This is a genomic window from Ensifer sp. GW821-FHT05G01 (genome assembly GCF_059419585.1).
Genome location: NZ_JBWKSC010000014.1, coordinates 62730 through 78874, shown reverse-complemented (window position 1 = coordinate 78874; position 16145 = coordinate 62730). Strand labels below are relative to the sequence as shown.

The window sequence follows — 16145 nt, the reverse complement described above, 5'->3', positions numbered from 1 at the left end:
GCTTCAGCTCGATTTCTTGACGATGCTCAGATGCTCGCTCGACTGCTCGCCGAGCCACCCACCAACAATTTCCGAGATATGGACGAGCCCCTCGAGCCGCAGCCCGTTGGCACAGCTTTTGGATGGCGGTGCCCGTTGCGGCAGCGCCTTCAACGCAGCAGCGAAACGCAAGGGGTTCTCGGCCTCCTCGGGCAGCAACATGTCGATGAGACCCAACTCGGAGGCGCGACGCGCACGAATCAATTGCTCTTCACGCGGCTGGATACGGGGCACGATCAGAGCCGGCTTGTCGAAAGACAGGATCTCGCAATAGGTGTTGTAACCGCCCATCGCGACGACGCCCTTGGCTCCCGCGATCAGCTCTTCCATGCGGTTGTCGAATTCGATGATCTTGATGTAGGGGATCTTGCTTCCCTTCTTGATCAGCTTTTCGCGTTTTTTCACCGGCATGTAGGGGCCGAGGACCACCAGCGCCTTATGGGTCAGCTCCGGATCCTGCTGGTAGGCATGAATGAAATCGTGGATCAGCTCGGCACCATCGCCGCCGCCACCGGTCGTGACGAGAATGTAATCGCCTTCCGGCTTGTGGCCGGGCAATTCCTCGCGCGGCACGCTCCTCTGTAGGAAGCCGACGAAGTTCATGCGCTCGCGCACCGCAGGCGGCACTTCGAGTTCCGTGAGCGGATCGTAAAAATCCGGCGGGCCATAGACCCAGATCGTATCGTAATACTGCTCGATCTTGCGCATGGTGTCGCGGCGCTTCCATTCCGCCTCGAGCAGATGCGGCGCATCCATGACCTCGCGCAGGCCCAGCACAAGCGTGGTACCATGCGCCTTGAGGTAGGTCAGCGTCTCCTCGACCTCGCCGCGCAACCCCATCGGCTCCTTGTCGACGATGAAGATGTCCGGCTTGAAGGTTTCTGCCGTGTGCCGGATGATCGACTGGCGCATCTTCAAAGTCTCGTCCAGCTCGATATGGCGATCGAGGGACGTGTATTCGCCGTTATGCAGCTTGATGACGCTCGGTATCTTCACGAAATCGACGCGTGCGCGATAATCGAACGCACCGGCAATCGTTGCGCCAGAAATGATCAGGATGTTCAAACCCCGATAGTCTTCCACCAGCGAATGCGCAATCGTACGGCATCGGCGCAGGTGGCCGAGCCCGAAAGTGTCGTGGCTGTACATGAGAATTCGGGCATCTTCTAAGCGCCGCATCATGCCAGAAACCTTTCGCTCAGGAAAAAACGTACCAAAAGACGCGACGCCGGCTTGCGGCCGGCGTCGAAACGAACCTCATTTGTAGGGATCGGCGGCATCGCGCAAGCCATCTCCCAAGAAGTTGAACGCCAAAATCACAAAAATGACCGGGATCGTTGGGAATAGCAGCCAGGGGTAGAAAGCAATGACGCTCACGCTTTTCGCCTCCGTCAGCAGGATACCCCAGCTGGTGATCGGGGGACGCAGCCCCAAGCCAAGGAAGCTCAGCGCCGTTTCGCCGAGGATCATGCCGGGGATGGAGATCGTCGCGGTGGCGATCAAGTGAGACATGAAGCCTGGCACCAGGTGCCGGCCGATAATGCGGCCGCTCTTGGCGCCCATCAATTGCGCGGCAAGAACGTAGTCCTCCTCACGCAACGCCAGCAATTTCGAGCGCACCGCTCGGGCAAGCCCGGTCCAGTCGAGGAGCCCGAGGATGATCGTGATGCCCAGATAAATCAGGATCGGGCTCCAGGTCGCCGGCATGATTGCGGCCAGCGACAGCCACAGCGGAATGCTCGGGATCGACTGCAGCACTTCGATGACGCGCTGGACGATCAGGTCGAAAACACCGCCGTGATAGCCGGCAAGACCACCGATAACGATGCCGAGAACGAAGCTGACGGTAATGCCGAGGAGACCGATCGTCAGCGAAATGCGGGCGCCATAGATGATACGCGAAAGCACATCACGGCCAAGCCTGTCGGTACCGAGCAGGAAGAGCTGCCCATCCTTTGCCGGGCACACGAGGTGCAAGTTGCTTTCAAAAAGCCCCCAGAACTTGTAGCCGTCCCCGCGGCAGAAGAAACGGATCCGTTCGATTTGTTCCGGGTTGTCGGTGTAGGTGCGTCTCAACGTCTCCATATCGAGTTCCATCGTCCGTCCGTAGACGAACGGCCCGATGAACTGGCCCTCGTGGAACAGCCGTACGGACTGCGGAGGCGCATAGATGAAGTCCACATTGCGTGTGTGCAGATTGTAGGGCGCCAGGAACTCGCAGATGAGGATCATCAGGTAGAGCGCGACCAGGAAGATGCCGGAGATCAGCGCCAGCTTGTGCCGACGGAATTTCCACCACATAAGCCGCAGTTGCGACGCCTGGTTAACCCGCACCTGCTCTTCCGTCATCGCTTCGACGGAATAGGGATCGAATGGTGCGGTCGATACGTAATGCGGCAACGGTTCGCCGGGCGCCGGAAGGAATGACGTCACTTGGTGCTCCTGCCTTGCAGCCGTATCCGGGGATCAAGAATGGCGAGTGCGAGATCGGAAATCAGCACGCCGATGACGGTCAGAAATGCGAGGAACATCAGGAAGGATCCCGCCAGATACATATCCTGGCTCTGCAACGCCTTGATCAACATCGGGCCGGTGGTTTCGAGCGAAAGCACGATCGCCGTGATTTCCGCACCGGAAATGATTGCAGGCAGGATGGAACCGATATCCGAGATAAAAAAGTTCAGCGCCATGCGCAGCGGATACTTGATGAGCGTACGCATCGGCGAAAGCCCTTTTGCGCGTGCGGTCACGACATACTGCTTCTGCAATTCATCGAGCAAATTGGCGCGCAGACGCCGGATCATGCCGGCGGTGCCTGCTGCACCGACGATGATGACAGGTATCCAGATATGTTCGAGGATCGATTTCGCTTTCGCCCAACTCATGGGCTCGGCCATGTATTTCTGATCCATGAGGTGGCCGATCGAAATACCGAACCAGATATTGGCGAAGTACATCATGATCAGCGCCAGCATGAAGTTGGGGATGGCGATACCAATCAGCCCCATCAGCGACAGACCGTAATCGCCCCAGCTGTATTGATGCGTAGCCGAGTAAATGCCGATCGGGAAGGCGATCAGCCAGGTGAAGATGATCGTCAGGAAGGAGACGAGGATCGTCAGCCACAACCTGTCGCCGACGACATCGCTGACTGGCAGCTCATATTCGAACGAATAACCGAAATCGCCCTGCAGCATGCCACCGAGCCAGTGGACATATCTCAGCAGCGGCGGCTGATCGAAGCCATATTCCTTCCGGAGCGCCTCGATCTGCTCCATGTTGACGCCCTCGCCCTGCGCCCTGATCTCGGCGACGTAGCTCTCGAAGTAGTCGCCGGGCGGCAATTCGATGATGGTGAAGACAAGCGCCGAAATGATGAGCAAGGTCGGAACCATCGCTGCGATACGCCAGAGAATATATCGCAGCATATCAGCCTTCCTGCTCGATCCAGAACGTGTCGGGTTTGTAGACGCCGAAATAACTCGTCGGATCGAAGCCGTAGAGCGCGGATTCCGGAACGTTCTTGATCTTGTTGGCGACGAGGATCGGTTGCAGCGAGGAGTTTACGAGGCCGATCGAGAAGACCTGATCGGTGTAGATCGATAGCATCCGCCCCCAGATTTCCGCGCGCTCCGCATCCTCGGCCGAGCGCCGCCAGCGCTCCAGCAGCTCCGTCAGTTCAATGGCGGCCGGCAGATCGGGCGCCTGCCCCATCTCCCCATGCGAGAGATAGTTGAGCCCCCAGACCGGCCATTGCAGCTGATCGTCGGCGGTCGGCGCCAACTGTCCGGGGTTCATGTCCGCCGTCGGCACGCCATTGTCGAGCCCGAACCACATGGACATGGTGATCTCGCCACCGACAGCGCGGCTACGGAACGTGTCGCGTTGCGACGTGCGGATGAACAGGGAAATGCCGACTTTCTGCCAGTAGTCGGTGATCAGTTGCAAGACATCGGTCTCGAGCGTGCTTTCGCCCGCGGTCTCGACCACGATCTGCGCGGCGCGGCCGTCCGGGAGAATACGAATGCCATCGCTGCCGCGGTCCGTCAGGCCGGCTTCATCCAACAGCGCGTTGGCCTGCACCGGATCGTGGGCGATCCAGGCGGTGGCGTATTCCGGCCGGAACAACGGGCTGTCGGGCAGAACCGTGTCGGCACTTTCCTTGGTCAGCCCGTAGAATACGGCCTTGTTGATCTCGGAACGGTCGATGGCCAGCGACAACGCTCGCCGTACGCGCACATCCTGCAGCAGCGGACGCCAGACCGGATCGGAGCAGTTGAGGTTGGGAAGCAGCGCAAGCCGTGAGCCTTGCGTCTTCTTCCACAACTTGACCGTAACGGGGTAGCGCTTCTCGGCGTCCTTCAGAAAGGTGTAGTCGATGAAGTCGATATTCGTCGCTTGCAGGTCGCTTTCGCCGGTGCCCGCTTTCGCGGGGATCAGCGCCGGCGAGCTGACATTGAGGACGAACTTATCGATGTAGGGCAGTTGCAGACCGTTCTCGTCGACCCGGTGATAATAGGCATTACGCTCGAATACGAACTGTTCGGCCGGCATCGACGTCGTGTTGCGCCAGGGGTCAAGCGTCGGCAGATCGGGATTTTCCGGGCGATAGGAACGGGCCATGCGCATGTGCAGCTGGCTCCATTTCTTGACCCTTTGTTCCTTCATGATCGCCTTGAGCTTATCTTCTTCCTGGTACTTTTCGTGGAACTGCTTGAGGTAGGCGGCCGGCATTGCCAGCACCAAAGGCTGCGGCGCCGCGAGCTTCTGCAGGAAATCCGGGTTGGGTGTAGACCAGGAATAGCGCACGGTTCGCGCGTCGATGACCTCGAATTTCCCGGCTTCGCCGTCCATCACCAGCGCCGTCGACAGGCCCGCCGGGCTGAGCTTCTCATTGAGCAGCACATCTTCCCAACAATAGCGGAAGTCTTCCGTCGTCAGCGGGCTGCCGTCTGACCACTTGTGTCCCTCGCGCAAATGGAACGTGAAGATCCGATCCTCGACCGTCTCGTAGCTTTCCAGCACGTCTGCGTGCATCTCGAGTTTTTCGTCGTAGCCGACGAGGCGCGAATAGCCATAGACGGTCATCAACCGTATGTCCTTCGCGCTGCCGATCAGGCTTTGTACGGTGCCGCCATGCTTGCCCGGCTGGCGGCCCATGCCGGCAACATTGATGACGCGCGGGGTCTTCGGCACCCGCTCATTGACGGGCGGCAGCTTTCCCTCGGCGACAAGCGCCTCGAAAAACTTCGGCTCGCTTGCCGCCGCAAGGAGATATTTGGGAAACGCCGCGGTAGCGAGCAGGGCGAGCGCGGTTCGGCGAGTGATCATGGCCGTAACTCCCTAGCATCCACTGACTTGCGCGCCAGCACGTAGTGATCGCCGCCGAGATCAGCAGGAAAAAGCGCACCTTCCTCGCCGTCGTCACTGAATTGCGGCCCCCACCGTCGCATGTCCGATCCCTCAACTGCCTTGAGCAGATCGAAATCCAGCGGACGATCGAGATCCGGATACGGAACGGCAGCGAGCAGTGATTTCGTATAGGGATGCACTGGCTTGCGCATCAGAACTTCGCGCGGCGCCAATTCCACGATGCGCCCTGCACACATCACCGCGATCCGATCGGCCATGTAGTCGACCACCGCGAGGTTGTGCGAGATGAACAGGCATGTCAGCCCGAGTTCCTTCTGCAGATCCTTGAGCAGATTGAGGATTTGCGCCTGGACCGAAACGTCGAGCGCCGACACCGGTTCGTCGCAGATCAACAGTTGCGGCACCAGGGCAAGCGCCCTGGCGATACCGATGCGCTGGCGCTGGCCACCGGAAAAACTGTGCGGATAACGGTTGACGAACCGCTGGTCGAGGCCAACGGCCTGTAGCAGCAAACGGACCGTCTCTTCGCGCGACTTTGCCGTTCCGCGTCCATGGATCTCGAGCGGCTCGCTCAGGATGTTCTTGACGGTCATGCGCGGAGACAGCGACGACACCGGATCCTGAAAGACCATCTGGATTTTCGAACGCAGCGTTTTCAGCTCGTCACCTTCGGCCTTGAGGACATCAATCGGCCCCTCGCCGTCGTCGAAGTTGACACTGCCGCCATCCGGCGTGATGGCCCGCATCAGGATCTTGCTGATCGTCGTCTTTCCGCAGCCGCTTTCACCCACCAGGCCCAGACATTCGCCACGACGGATATCGAAGCTGACATCGTCAACCGCGCGATGCCGGGACGTATCCTTCTTGCCGAACCAGGAGGTTTTGCGCGTGCCATAGGTCTTGGAAAGGTTGCGTACCGACAGAAGGACGTCGGGGCCAGCCGCCTTGTCGGAATCCTTGGCTCCCAGCAAAGTCCCTGCTTTGACCGGCACTTCGCGAAGCGCCTTCAGCCGCTCGCCCGGCTTCATGTCGAAATGTGGAACGGCGGCCATCAGGCCCTTGAGATAGGGGTGCTGCGGATTGCGGAAGATCGCATCGACCGGGCCCGCCTCGACGATCTGGCCGTGGTAGATCACCACGACTTCGTCAGCCATGTTGGCGACCACGCCAAGGTCGTGGGTGATCAGCAGCATCGCCATGTTGAGCTTGACCTGCAATTCCCGAAGCAGTTGCAGGATCTGTGCCTGCACCGTTACGTCGAGCGCCGTCGTCGGCTCGTCGGCGATCAACAATGCCGGCCGGCAGATCAGCGCCATGGCAATCATCGCGCGCTGGCGCATGCCGCCGGACAGCTCGAAGGGGTACATGTCATAGGCCCGCTTCGGGTTGGCAAAGCCAACATAACCGAGCAGCTCTTCCGTTCGTGCGCGCCTCTCGGACTTCTCCGCATCCGTGTGAATCTTCAGAACTTCGGAGATCTGGTTGCCGATCGTATGGAGCGGTGACAGCGACGTCATCGGCTCCTGGAAGATCTTGCTGATGCGTGTGCCGCGCAAAGCACGGATTTCCTCACCTTCGCGTTCCAGCGAAATCAGATCGATCGGCTTACCCTTGACATCGGGATCGTTGAAAAGGATCTGCCCGCCGACCCGCGCGACATTCGGAAGAATGCCCATGACAGCCTGGCTGATGGCCGACTTTCCGGACCCGGACTCGCCAACGAGAGCGGTCACCTTTCCTGGCAAGATTCTGAAATTCGCTTCCTTGACGGCTTCAACTTTGCCGCCGAGCACCGAGAATGTGATCCGCAGACCTTCAACTCGAAGCAGGTCCGCCCCTGATGTCATCGCAGCACGCTTCCCTCATCGCCCGTGTATCCGTCGCCTCTAAAAAAGACTATCGCAGCTTCAGGAGGCTGTCCAGCTTAGGCCTTGCAACCACAGCATAGTTCACGGTCGCGTCGCAATCATCAGGGAAAGGGGCAAGCCTCTTTGGCCAGCACGTCGGCGCAGTTCGGCGAGCGACGGAAATCGTCGTAATAGAGCGTCCAGTCCGTCACGTCGGCCGCACGATACGGACCGAACTTGAAATACTGGTTATGGCCGAGCCCCTTGTCGTCATGCCCGACATGGCCCTTGACGGTGATGATCGGCTTACCATTGGCATAGAGTTCGATATGGCCGGCGCCATCGGCGCCGGGCTTCGTGTAGATCGCGAAATCGATCCAGCCCGATTTCGGATCCGGCAGCGGATTGCCGTGGTTCGTCACGGCGATGGCGTCGGTGCAGGCATTGAACAGTTTGCCGTCGTCCGGCCTCCACGCAGGATCTGTCGCCACGAGCATGCGCATCTGGTTGATGCCCGGGCGCCCCCAGACCGGCACTTGACCCGGTCTGCAGGCGGCAGCAACGCCGTCCGGCCCCGAAGATGCCGGCGCGATGTAGTTGGTCTCCACCGTTGCAAACAGCTTGCCGAAATTCATGCGCAATGCCAGGAACGGACTGAAATCGCCTTCCGCGCCCGGTTCGATTTCGCGCTTCCATTGCGCCACGAGGTAGCGGTGGTCGCCGGATGGGATCGGATCGGCGAACTTCACCGAGAAGCCGTACCAGATACCTTGGTCATAGGGCACCCGAAGCTCCGTCTTCTCCCAGATCTCCGCTCTCTCGCTGCAGCCATCAAGTGAATCCGGGCAGACCGGCACGACACTCAGCTTAAGACCGCCATTGCCGCTGCGTTTGACGGCGCTCTGAAACTCGACCGTGCCCGCGCTCTGTTCGAAATTTTCCCGGTAGTAAAGCCCGCCATCCGGCGAGAACTCCTTTCCCTCGAAACCGTCGTAAAGTTTGGTTTCCCACGGTTGCGCAGCCGCAACGCCAGTGATGAAGAAGCTCGCGATGATAAGGGCTGTTCGGAACATTGCGGTCCTTACTGAAGCATCTTGTCGATGAGGCCGCGCGGCGGCTGCAACGGACGGGTGTTGCGATGAAGCAGCATGACATGTTCGGCCTCCGAAAGTCCATCCTGCAAAACATCGTCGAGGCGCTCGTCCGTCTTCGGCAAAAGTGCTGCCTCGTTCGGGTAGAGAATGGTGAACTTCTGGCGCACGCCCCGCAGTTTTTCTTGGCCCAGCGCCGTCCAGTCGCCGCCGCAATAATTGACGAAAGCCTCACTGGCGACGATGCTATGGGCGTATTTCTTCGTGAGGTTCTGCAGCCGCTGCACCTCGTTGACCGCCGACCCGAAGGCCGAAAACGTCAACCGGTCGCGAAGACCGACATTGCCGAACATCACATTGCCGACATGCAGGCCGACGCCGTAACCGATCGGATCGCGCCCCTGCTTGCGCCGCTCGGAGTTGAGCAGTTCCATACGGGCCGTTGCGGCGCGCACCGCGCCGAACGCTTCGCGGGCCGCAAACTCGGACGGCTCCTTGTGCCGGCCACAGGGATACACCGCAAGGAAGCCGTCGCCGACAAAGCTCAGAATGTGGCCACCATTGCGGTTGAACGGTGCGGCAATCGCATCGAAGTAGCCGTTCAGCGTTTCGATATAGGACTGGCGCCCCTCCTTTTCCGCAAGCATGGTCGAGCGGCGCATGTCGGCCATCACAAGGATGGCTCGCACCGTCTCGCCGTCGCCGCGCCTGACCTGCCCGCTCATCACCCGACGGCCGGCACTCGACCCGAGATAGGTTGTCAACATGTTGTCGGCGAGCTTGCCGAGAACGGCCATCTTGGCCGCAACCGCCAGATGGTTCTGCAGCCGCAGCAACGCTCCGATCACATCATCGGTGAAGCCGCCATGCTGGTCCGTCGTCCAGGAGCCGACCATCCCGTGGCCGGAATCAGCACCGAGCGACTGCATGAAGGCGATATAGTCGGTCGCCCCCTGCTCCTTCAGTTCGTCGAAGATCGGGAACTCGGACGGCGTATCCTTGTAGAGGCGCCGCCGCACATGCTCGAGATTGTTGTTGAGCAGGTAATAGTAGGGGCTGCGCAGGAACCGCTCGGGGTTGAGCGCAAGCTCCTCATGTCGAAGGCCGCTGACCTCGACGCCCTTGCCCCGCACCCAGGTGAAACCGAGCGCGTCGTAAAGCGGATGCAGCATCGAAAATGACAGGTGAACGCGCATCAAGGGCAGGCCGGCCGCAGCCAGCCGCTCGCAAAAGCCCTTGACGATCGTCTCCAGCGACTCGTCGCTGAGCGACGTCCGCATGAGCCAGTCCGCGACCTTGTCGATCAGAATTTCGGATACGTTGTCGTTTACCGCGCCCATTTCGCGTCCTCACCGTGACAGACAGTCCAGCACCATCCCTTTGCGATGGTCGAACGGCCCGACGATGTGTCGGCGTTCGCTCGCGGCGGGTGATGATGATACGTGCCCGTTAAGAAAATGCTCCAGCCGATTCCAGCGTCGATGACGTGCAGGCACCCGGAATGCGGCGGTTATATGCTGCAGATATTGATGGCCCTCTGCAATTTCCAGAGGTGTGACAAGTTTTATTCGTTCACCCGCCCACACGAAGATTTGATAGCTGGCTCACCAGGCGCGGTCACAGCCGGGACGAGGTGCCGCGCTTGACTTGCGGCCTGTTTCTATCCAACAAACCACGGCATGTCGCCAACTTGGCGCTTCCCATTCACGAGAGCTGGAACCAAACTTTGACCTCCCCCCACAACGAAAGGCTGCTGGCGTCGATTTCGGCCCGCGCCGCCCATGTCGGCGTCATCGGACTTGGTTATGTCGGCTTGCCGCTGGCGATCGCAGCGGCGCGCGCGGGCTTTTCCGTCACCGGATTCGACATCGACCCGGCAAAGATCACGACACTTGATGCGCACAAATCCTATATTGCTGCCGTCCCGGACACGGTACTTGCCGAGCAAGCGACGGCCGGACGGTTTCGCTCGACAACGGATTTCGAAAGGCTTGGCGGCTGCGACGTCATTGTCATCTGCGTGCCGACGCCGCTGACGAAACACCGCGACCCCGACCTTTCCTTCGTCGAAAAGACGGCGCGCGCGATCGCTGCGACGTTGAGGGCCGGTCAACTCATCGTGCTCGAGTCGACGACGTATCCGGGAACGACCGATGGCGTCGTGCGCACCATTCTCGAAGAAACAGGCCTGAAATCCGGCCTCGACTTCTTTGTCGGCTTTTCGCCCGAACGCGAAGACCCGGGCAATCCGGTCTACGAGACCACAAGCATCCCGAAGGTCGTGGCCGGCGACGGGCCGCTCGCGGCAAGCCTGATGGAGGCGTTCTATGGTGCCGTCGTCAAGACGGTCGTTCCGGTATCGTCCAATGCCACCGCCGAAGCGGTCAAGTTGACGGAGAACATCTTCCGCTCGGTCAACATCGCCCTCGTCAACGAATTGAAGATCGTCTACGAGGCCATGGGCATCGATGTGTGGGAAGTGATCGAAGCGGCCAAGACCAAGCCGTTCGGCTACATGCCCTTCTATCCAGGCCCCGGTCTCGGCGGCCACTGCATCCCGATCGATCCGTTCTACCTCACCTGGAAGTCGCGCGAATACGAGTTGCCCACCCGGTTCATAGAACTGGCCGGCGAGATCAATTCGGCCATGCCGCGGCACGTGGTCAGCCGGCTCGCCGAGGCGCTCGATCGCCACCAGGGCAAGGCCCTCAGCCGATCGACAGTCCTCGTCATCGGCCTCGCCTATAAGAAGAACGTGCCGGACATTCGCGAAAGCCCGTCATTGAAATTGATCGAACTGATCGAGGAACGCGGCGGTCATTGCGAATACCACGATCCCTATGTCGCTGAGATTCCGTCGACGCGCGAATACAGCGCCCTGAAGGGCAGGCGATCCGTGGCACTCGACGAACAATCGATACGCCAGTTCGATGCTGTGCTGGTGGCGACCGACCACGACCAGGTCGACTACGCCGCGCTTGCCGCTGCCTCGCCGCTCATCGTCGATACCCGCAACGTGTTTCACCGCCAGGGGCTAATCGGCACGCACATCGTCAAGGCCTAGCCAAGGCCGCCTTCAACTTGGCAGCGGCAACGGCATAGCCGCCAGAGGCTCCGTCGACGAAATGCATATGGTCCCGGCTCATCGGCGTCGGCACGATGCAGGTCATCAGCGCGGAATGCTGCTGATGCAGACCGTAGCGGCTGACACCGTCCGCTGCGGCCCGGCGCAATCGAGCCTCGATCAGGGCGAGGCGCGCGGCACTGATATCAATGGTCATCTTGAGACCGTCGTCGAACTTGCGAAAGTCGGTGTTGTTGGCGAGATCCCGTCGATAGCGATTGGTATCGAACGTGCCCAGATTCCAGCCCATGCGAAGGCAGACGAACAGCGCCAATGTTTGCAGCGTGATCCAAACGCGCGACAGAAGCCGCCCTCCTCGCGGTGACCGCGCGCGCGATTCGGCTTCGATGCCCTGGATGGAGAACCGCGGTTCAGGTCCAAGTTCGGGTACGGGATGCGCGTGTCGTTCCTCTGCGTCGGCGAGGGCGACAATATCGGCGATCAACGCCTGAAACTCGGGTCCACTGCCTTTGTCTCCAGGCACCGCGATGATGGACGCGATCGAACCGTGACGCGATTGGATCGGGTTCCAACGGCAGGAAAGCCCCGTGAGATCCGGCCGTGTGCCAGGTGGCGCGGCCTCCACCTGGTATCGACCCGCCTTCATGGCCGCTTCCGCCCAGCTTGCTCCGCCACCGGCAAACATCGCATAGGAAACGTCCTCGCTCGCCTTGAAGCGCGCGACGCGCATGTCGAGGCCTGCGGCCCTGACATCGCTGACCGGAACCACTGCGGCACGCAGTTCCAGACCGAGTTCTTCGAGCACCCAGGTCTTGACGGCAGAAAGCGTATCCTTCGCGCGCCCGGACATCGATGCCGGCAGGACCGCCAATGCGCCGTCGCCGCCAAAAACGAACGGCATCGACTTCACGTCGAACGCGTTCATCAGCGCCGAGATAACGCTCGCGCCAGCCATGTTCACGGATTTGTATCGACCTTCGGCGATCGCCCCGGTGGAATTGACGATGTCGGCAAGGGCCAGCACCCAGTCATCAGGCAAGGGCCGATAATTCGCCTCGTCTGCCACGCCATCGAAGACATCGAAGAGCGGCACGCTATCGTAAAATCCCGTTTCACCTGCCTGTGCCATGGGTGCTCCGACCTGCTGACCGTCGGCTATGTCGATAGATGTTCCACGCGAGACCGCAAGAAAAAGTTTCATGCGGCTTGTCCGCTACGGCGCGGCAACGCAGGCGGTGAACGGACCGAGGTATCGCCAGACCGGCCAAGTCTGCCACTTATCGCAGCGCTCCACAGTGCCGCTGTTACCTCGGGCACAGCGGCGCATGTGTGAGCATCGATAAGGTTAATGTCTAAACAATAACCCATGGCATTGCAGGGGGGTGGTCATATGTGCTTGTCTATTGGGCAAGCGCAGGCAACCAGGTCTGCGCGGGCAGCGTAAAGCCGAAACAGGAATGCAAGAAGACAACTTTCGAGTGCGGTTCTGGGGCGTAAGAGGGAGTTTGCCGGTCTCCGGCGAGCAGTTCCTGCGCTATGGGGGAAATACATCCTGCATCGAAGTCCGGTGCGGCAAGGAAGTCTTGCTCTTTGATGCCGGATCCGGATTGCGGGAAGCCGGTGCTTCGCTGATCGCCGAAGGCGTCGACAACTACGACCTGTTCTTCACCCACAGCCATTACGATCACATCATCGGCCTGCCCTATTTCAAGCCGATCTACAAATGCCAGTCGTCGGTGCGGTTCTGGTCAGGGCATCTACACGGCCTGATGACCACAAAGGAAATGATCCGCGACTTCATGCGGCCCCCGTGGTTCCCGGTCGATCCGGACATCTGTCAGGCGAGCCTCGAAGGCATAGACTTCAAGCCGGGTGACGTTCTGACGCCGCGCGACGGCGTGACGATCCGCACGACGAGCCTCACCCATCCCGGCGGATGTGTCGGCTATCGCGTCGAATGGAACGGCCGCGCCGTTGCACTCGTCTACGACACGGAGCACGAACCCGGCATCCTCGATCCTGCGGTGCTGGAGTTGATCGCCGGCGCCGATATGATGATCTACGACTGCACCTATCTCGAAAGCGAGATGACGTACTATCGTGGCTTTGGGCATTCGACCGGGGACCACGGCGCTCGCCTTGCCATGGCCGCCGGCGTCAAGCGCCTGGCGATGTTCCATCACGACCCCGCGCGAACGGATGCGCAACTGGACGCGATGGAAGTCGACGTGCAGTCCCTCTTCGCCGGAGCATTTGCCGCCCGCGACGGCCAGACTATCGATCTGTAAGATCTCTTGTCCGGCGCCAACGGCACGCGGGATGGCCTGATGTGGCGGCGAAGAGTTTTTCAAGAAAATCCCATACGGCTGCATCGTGCACGAGGTGATGGGTCAAAAGCCCGAGCGTGCCGCCCGACTGATCCTCCCTGCCCTCCACGTCGCCGCAGACCTGCCGTATGCGCTCGATGATATCGGCAATGATCAACGTGTGGTCCCTGCATCCGCGCGTGCCGCGCCAATCCATGACGTCGACGTGGGTATTGACGAGCGGGAACGGCGATGGCTTCTCCGGGCCGAAAACCGAAAGCACGGAAAACCCGATCTCGGGCAACCGTGGCGATAGAGCCGCATCGATCCGGTTCCATGGCGGCACGAGCATCGGGACGAAGTGTTCGGGAAAAAGCATCCGCAGGCGCTCGGCGCCGCGTCGCAGTTCATCGAGGATCACCGCCGGGGGGCGATGCGCACCGAGTTCCTGCTTCTTCTCCTCTCTCGGCGCATGGTTCCAGTGCGCCCAGCCATGCGCCGCCACACCGATATCTCCACGGCCGGAGAGATGCCGCGCCAGCGCTTCTGTCGCCGGCGCAGGCGGCACGGCAAGTGTCAAGGGTACGGCATGGCTTGCCGCAAGCGACAGAAGTCGATCGAGTGGCGCGGTCGGCTCAACGGCGTCGTCGTCCCTCAACCAGAAGTCGATCTGGCGTTCCCGCGCATGAACGCGATCGAGTTCATCGACGAGTAAGTTCCAGTCCGCGTCAACGGTCACAAAGTCTTCTCCAGGAATTTGCCGAAAATCTCGTCCAACCGTCTTGCCGCAGCGCAAAAGGACCGCTCGTCGTGGACGAAGCGGCGGGCGTTTTCGCCGAACTGTCGACGGGTCTCCGGCTGATCAATCATGTGGCGGATCGCGGCTGCATAGGAATTGATGTCGCCCTCCGGCGTCAGCAATCCGGTCACGCCGTCCCTGACCACCTCCGGCACTCCAGCCGTCCTTTGCGCGATAACCGGGAGCCCCGCCGCCTGCGCCTCGAGGTAGGCCAATCCATAGGCTTCGCCGCAGCCGGGCCAGAGATAAAGCGCACTTTCGCCGAGGATGCCCGGGATCTCGCTCGCGTCTTTCTCGCCGAGCCATGCCAGCCGACCCGCCGGCAATGCGGCAAAAGCATCGTGGACATCCAGCCGGCATGGCCCATCGCCGACAATGGTCATGGTCCAAGGGCGATCGGCAACCATGGAAAGGGAACGGGCAAGCATCTGATAGCTGTGCATTTTGTCGCCGCTACGCATCATCGCCACGGTGACGAGACGGCAGTCGTCGACGGCACCAGGCGATACCGATTGGAACCGCGTCGTATCGATAAAGGGGGCCAGCATCGCATGCCGACACGCGGGCGCTGCCTCGAGTAGGCCATCACGGTCCCGCTGCGTCAGGCAGATATTGACCGCAGCCTGCTCGATGGCGGCAAGCACATGGCGTTGCGCGACTGCGCGGATGCCTTCGTTTCGGCGCAACGAGTAGGAGGCTTCGGCAGTCAGGTAGGGGATGGAAAACTCGGCTGCAAGCCCCGGCCCGATTAGGTCAGGCGCCTTGTAATAGGGGTGGTAGCAAAACCAGGCATCGGGCGGCGTTCCTGCCAGCCAAAGCTTGCGAAGACGTTCTGTTTCGCCCGCTGCCGCTGCCATCGTCAGCGCAAACTGCGTGTCGGAACCATCGGCCATGAAGCTGCGAAGTTCGCTTGCGATCGACACTTCGTGCCCGGCTCGTCCCAGCGCATCGATCAACATGCGCGCCATCAGCCGGTCGCCGGACGGAACAGGGTGGCTGGGCGATTTCAGCGGTGCGTAGAAGGCGATTTTCATGCAGGCTGAGCTATCTCGTCTTCCTGGTATGGTGTCAACGGCGCCGGGGCGTGCAAGTGCAGCCTTTGCCCGGATCAATTGACCGGGATGTCGAAGTAGTCCCTTCGAACGAGCTTGAGCGATCGGTCGGGCTGGATGATGTAGCTCTCTTTGACGAAGCTGCTTCCGCTCATGAAAGTGTGCGGCACGATGCTGCCGACCGGTGCTTTCGTCAACTTGGTGCGCGGCTGCCCACCATAGGTGATGCTGCCCGGTATCGGCTCCAGATCTGGCGTCGTACAGCCGGCAAGGGCAAGGCACAGCGCAGCGAGCAAGACCAATGACTTGCCGGAAGGGGACGCCCGTCCAAATACAACCATCACCAATACCTCCTTAGGCCGGAACGAAACGAAGTCCGAAAGCATGGCACGCGAAGAATTGCAGCGTTTTGCCACCACGACATGCGTAAAAACAATAGACTAAAGCGCTGTCAACGAATCTCAAGGACCGCGACGCGCTTTGGCGGTCGGTGTTGGCGCACCGCAAACGGGATGCGCAACGATCGCCGGACATTCCAGACGGACCATATGAT

Annotated in this window: 13 protein-coding genes; 2 read left to right on the top strand and 11 right to left on the bottom strand. The window is 60.5% G+C overall.

Going from position 1 to position 16145, the window contains the following annotated elements; translation table 11 throughout:
• Positions 1-3 precede the first annotated feature (3 nt).
• The 7 genes from AC07UR_RS27895 to AC07UR_RS27865 form a co-directional block, all read right to left on the bottom strand.
• Entirely contained in the window at positions 4-1221 is a 1218-nt protein-coding gene (locus AC07UR_RS27895; RefSeq protein ID WP_209790047.1) for a glycosyltransferase family protein, read from the bottom strand.
• A 75-nt stretch (positions 1222-1296) separates the two neighbouring features.
• A complete protein-coding gene (locus AC07UR_RS27890) occupies positions 1297-2472 on the bottom strand; it encodes an ABC transporter permease (protein ID WP_115421606.1) in 1176 nt (391 codons plus the stop codon).
• On the bottom strand, positions 2469-3467 hold the full coding sequence (locus tag AC07UR_RS27885; RefSeq protein ID WP_176355854.1) for an ABC transporter permease: 999 nt from the start codon (positions 3465-3467) through the stop codon (positions 2469-2471). The genes AC07UR_RS27890 and AC07UR_RS27885 overlap by 4 nt, the downstream gene beginning before the upstream one ends.
• A gap of 1 nt (position 3468) precedes the next feature.
• Positions 3469-5370, bottom strand: coding sequence for an ABC transporter substrate-binding protein (locus tag AC07UR_RS27880; RefSeq protein WP_209790048.1), 1902 nt, complete (start codon positions 5368-5370; stop codon positions 3469-3471).
• Positions 5367-7259 (bottom strand): ABC transporter ATP-binding protein, encoded by a 1893-nt coding sequence (locus AC07UR_RS27875; RefSeq protein ID WP_209790049.1) that lies wholly within the window; start codon positions 7257-7259, stop codon positions 5367-5369. Before AC07UR_RS27875 ends, AC07UR_RS27880 begins: the two co-directional genes overlap by 4 nt.
• Positions 7260-7381: 122 nt before the next feature.
• Positions 7382-8332: a polysaccharide lyase family 20 protein gene (locus AC07UR_RS27870; RefSeq protein ID WP_209790050.1), complete on the bottom strand. Its 951-nt coding sequence runs from the start codon at positions 8330-8332 to the stop codon at positions 7382-7384.
• Positions 8333-8340: 8 nt separating this feature from the next.
• A complete protein-coding gene (locus tag AC07UR_RS27865; RefSeq protein WP_209790051.1) occupies positions 8341-9690 on the bottom strand; it encodes an adenylate/guanylate cyclase domain-containing protein in 1350 nt (449 codons plus the stop codon).
• 386 nt (positions 9691-10076) lie between these two features.
• Here AC07UR_RS27865 and AC07UR_RS27860 point away from each other — a divergent pair, with 386 nt between their 5' ends.
• Positions 10077-11414: a nucleotide sugar dehydrogenase gene (locus tag AC07UR_RS27860; RefSeq protein WP_209790052.1), complete on the top strand. Its 1338-nt coding sequence runs from the start codon at positions 10077-10079 to the stop codon at positions 11412-11414.
• Here AC07UR_RS27860 and AC07UR_RS27855 read toward each other — a convergent pair.
• A complete protein-coding gene (locus tag AC07UR_RS27855) occupies positions 11404-12564 on the bottom strand; it encodes a DUF3095 domain-containing protein (protein ID WP_209790279.1) in 1161 nt (386 codons plus the stop codon). The two genes, AC07UR_RS27860 and AC07UR_RS27855, sit on opposite strands and share 11 nt — an antisense overlap.
• Positions 12565-12892: 328 nt before the next feature.
• On the opposite strand from AC07UR_RS27855, the gene AC07UR_RS27850 reads away from it, so the two are divergent.
• Positions 12893-13723 carry an MBL fold metallo-hydrolase gene (locus AC07UR_RS27850; protein WP_209790053.1) on the top strand — a complete coding sequence of 277 codons (831 nt, stop codon included), beginning with the start codon at positions 12893-12895 and terminating at the stop codon, positions 13721-13723.
• Here AC07UR_RS27850 and AC07UR_RS27845 read toward each other — a convergent pair.
• From AC07UR_RS27845 to AC07UR_RS27835, 3 genes are all read right to left on the bottom strand, one after another.
• A complete protein-coding gene (locus tag AC07UR_RS27845) occupies positions 13710-14480 on the bottom strand; it encodes a polysaccharide deacetylase family protein (protein WP_209790054.1) in 771 nt (256 codons plus the stop codon). The two genes, AC07UR_RS27850 and AC07UR_RS27845, sit on opposite strands and share 14 nt — an antisense overlap.
• Entirely contained in the window at positions 14477-15574 is a 1098-nt protein-coding gene (locus AC07UR_RS27840; protein ID WP_209790055.1) for a glycosyltransferase family 4 protein, read from the bottom strand. Before AC07UR_RS27840 ends, AC07UR_RS27845 begins: the two co-directional genes overlap by 4 nt.
• A 74-nt stretch (positions 15575-15648) precedes the next feature.
• Complete coding sequence (locus AC07UR_RS27835) at positions 15649-15933, bottom strand: hypothetical protein (RefSeq protein WP_234903103.1); 285 nt, start codon at positions 15931-15933, stop codon at positions 15649-15651.
• Between the last annotated feature and the right edge of the window lie 212 nt (positions 15934-16145).

Coding starts and splice junctions, on each gene's coding strand:
- AC07UR_RS27895 (WP_209790047.1), bottom strand. CDS start 1,221: ATGATGCGGCGCTTAGAAGATGCCCGAATTCTCATGTACAGCCACGAC.
- AC07UR_RS27885 (WP_176355854.1), bottom strand. CDS start 3,467: ATGCTGCGATATATTCTCTGGCGTATCGCAGCGATGGTTCCGACCTTG.
- AC07UR_RS27880 (WP_209790048.1), bottom strand. CDS start 5,370: ATGATCACTCGCCGAACCGCGCTCGCCCTGCTCGCTACCGCGGCGTTT.
- AC07UR_RS27875 (WP_209790049.1), bottom strand. CDS start 7,259: ATGACATCAGGGGCGGACCTGCTTCGAGTTGAAGGTCTGCGGATCACA.
- AC07UR_RS27870 (WP_209790050.1), bottom strand. CDS start 8,332: ATGTTCCGAACAGCCCTTATCATCGCGAGCTTCTTCATCACTGGCGTT.
- AC07UR_RS27865 (WP_209790051.1), bottom strand. CDS start 9,690: ATGGGCGCGGTAAACGACAACGTATCCGAAATTCTGATCGACAAGGTC.
- AC07UR_RS27855 (WP_209790279.1), bottom strand. CDS start 12,564: ATGGCACAGGCAGGTGAAACGGGATTTTACGATAGCGTGCCGCTCTTC.
- AC07UR_RS27850 (WP_209790053.1), top strand. CDS start 12,893: ATGCAAGAAGACAACTTTCGAGTGCGGTTCTGGGGCGTAAGAGGGAGT.
- AC07UR_RS27840 (WP_209790055.1), bottom strand. CDS start 15,574: ATGAAAATCGCCTTCTACGCACCGCTGAAATCGCCCAGCCACCCTGTT.
- AC07UR_RS27835 (WP_234903103.1), bottom strand. CDS start 15,933: ATGGTTGTATTTGGACGGGCGTCCCCTTCCGGCAAGTCATTGGTCTTG.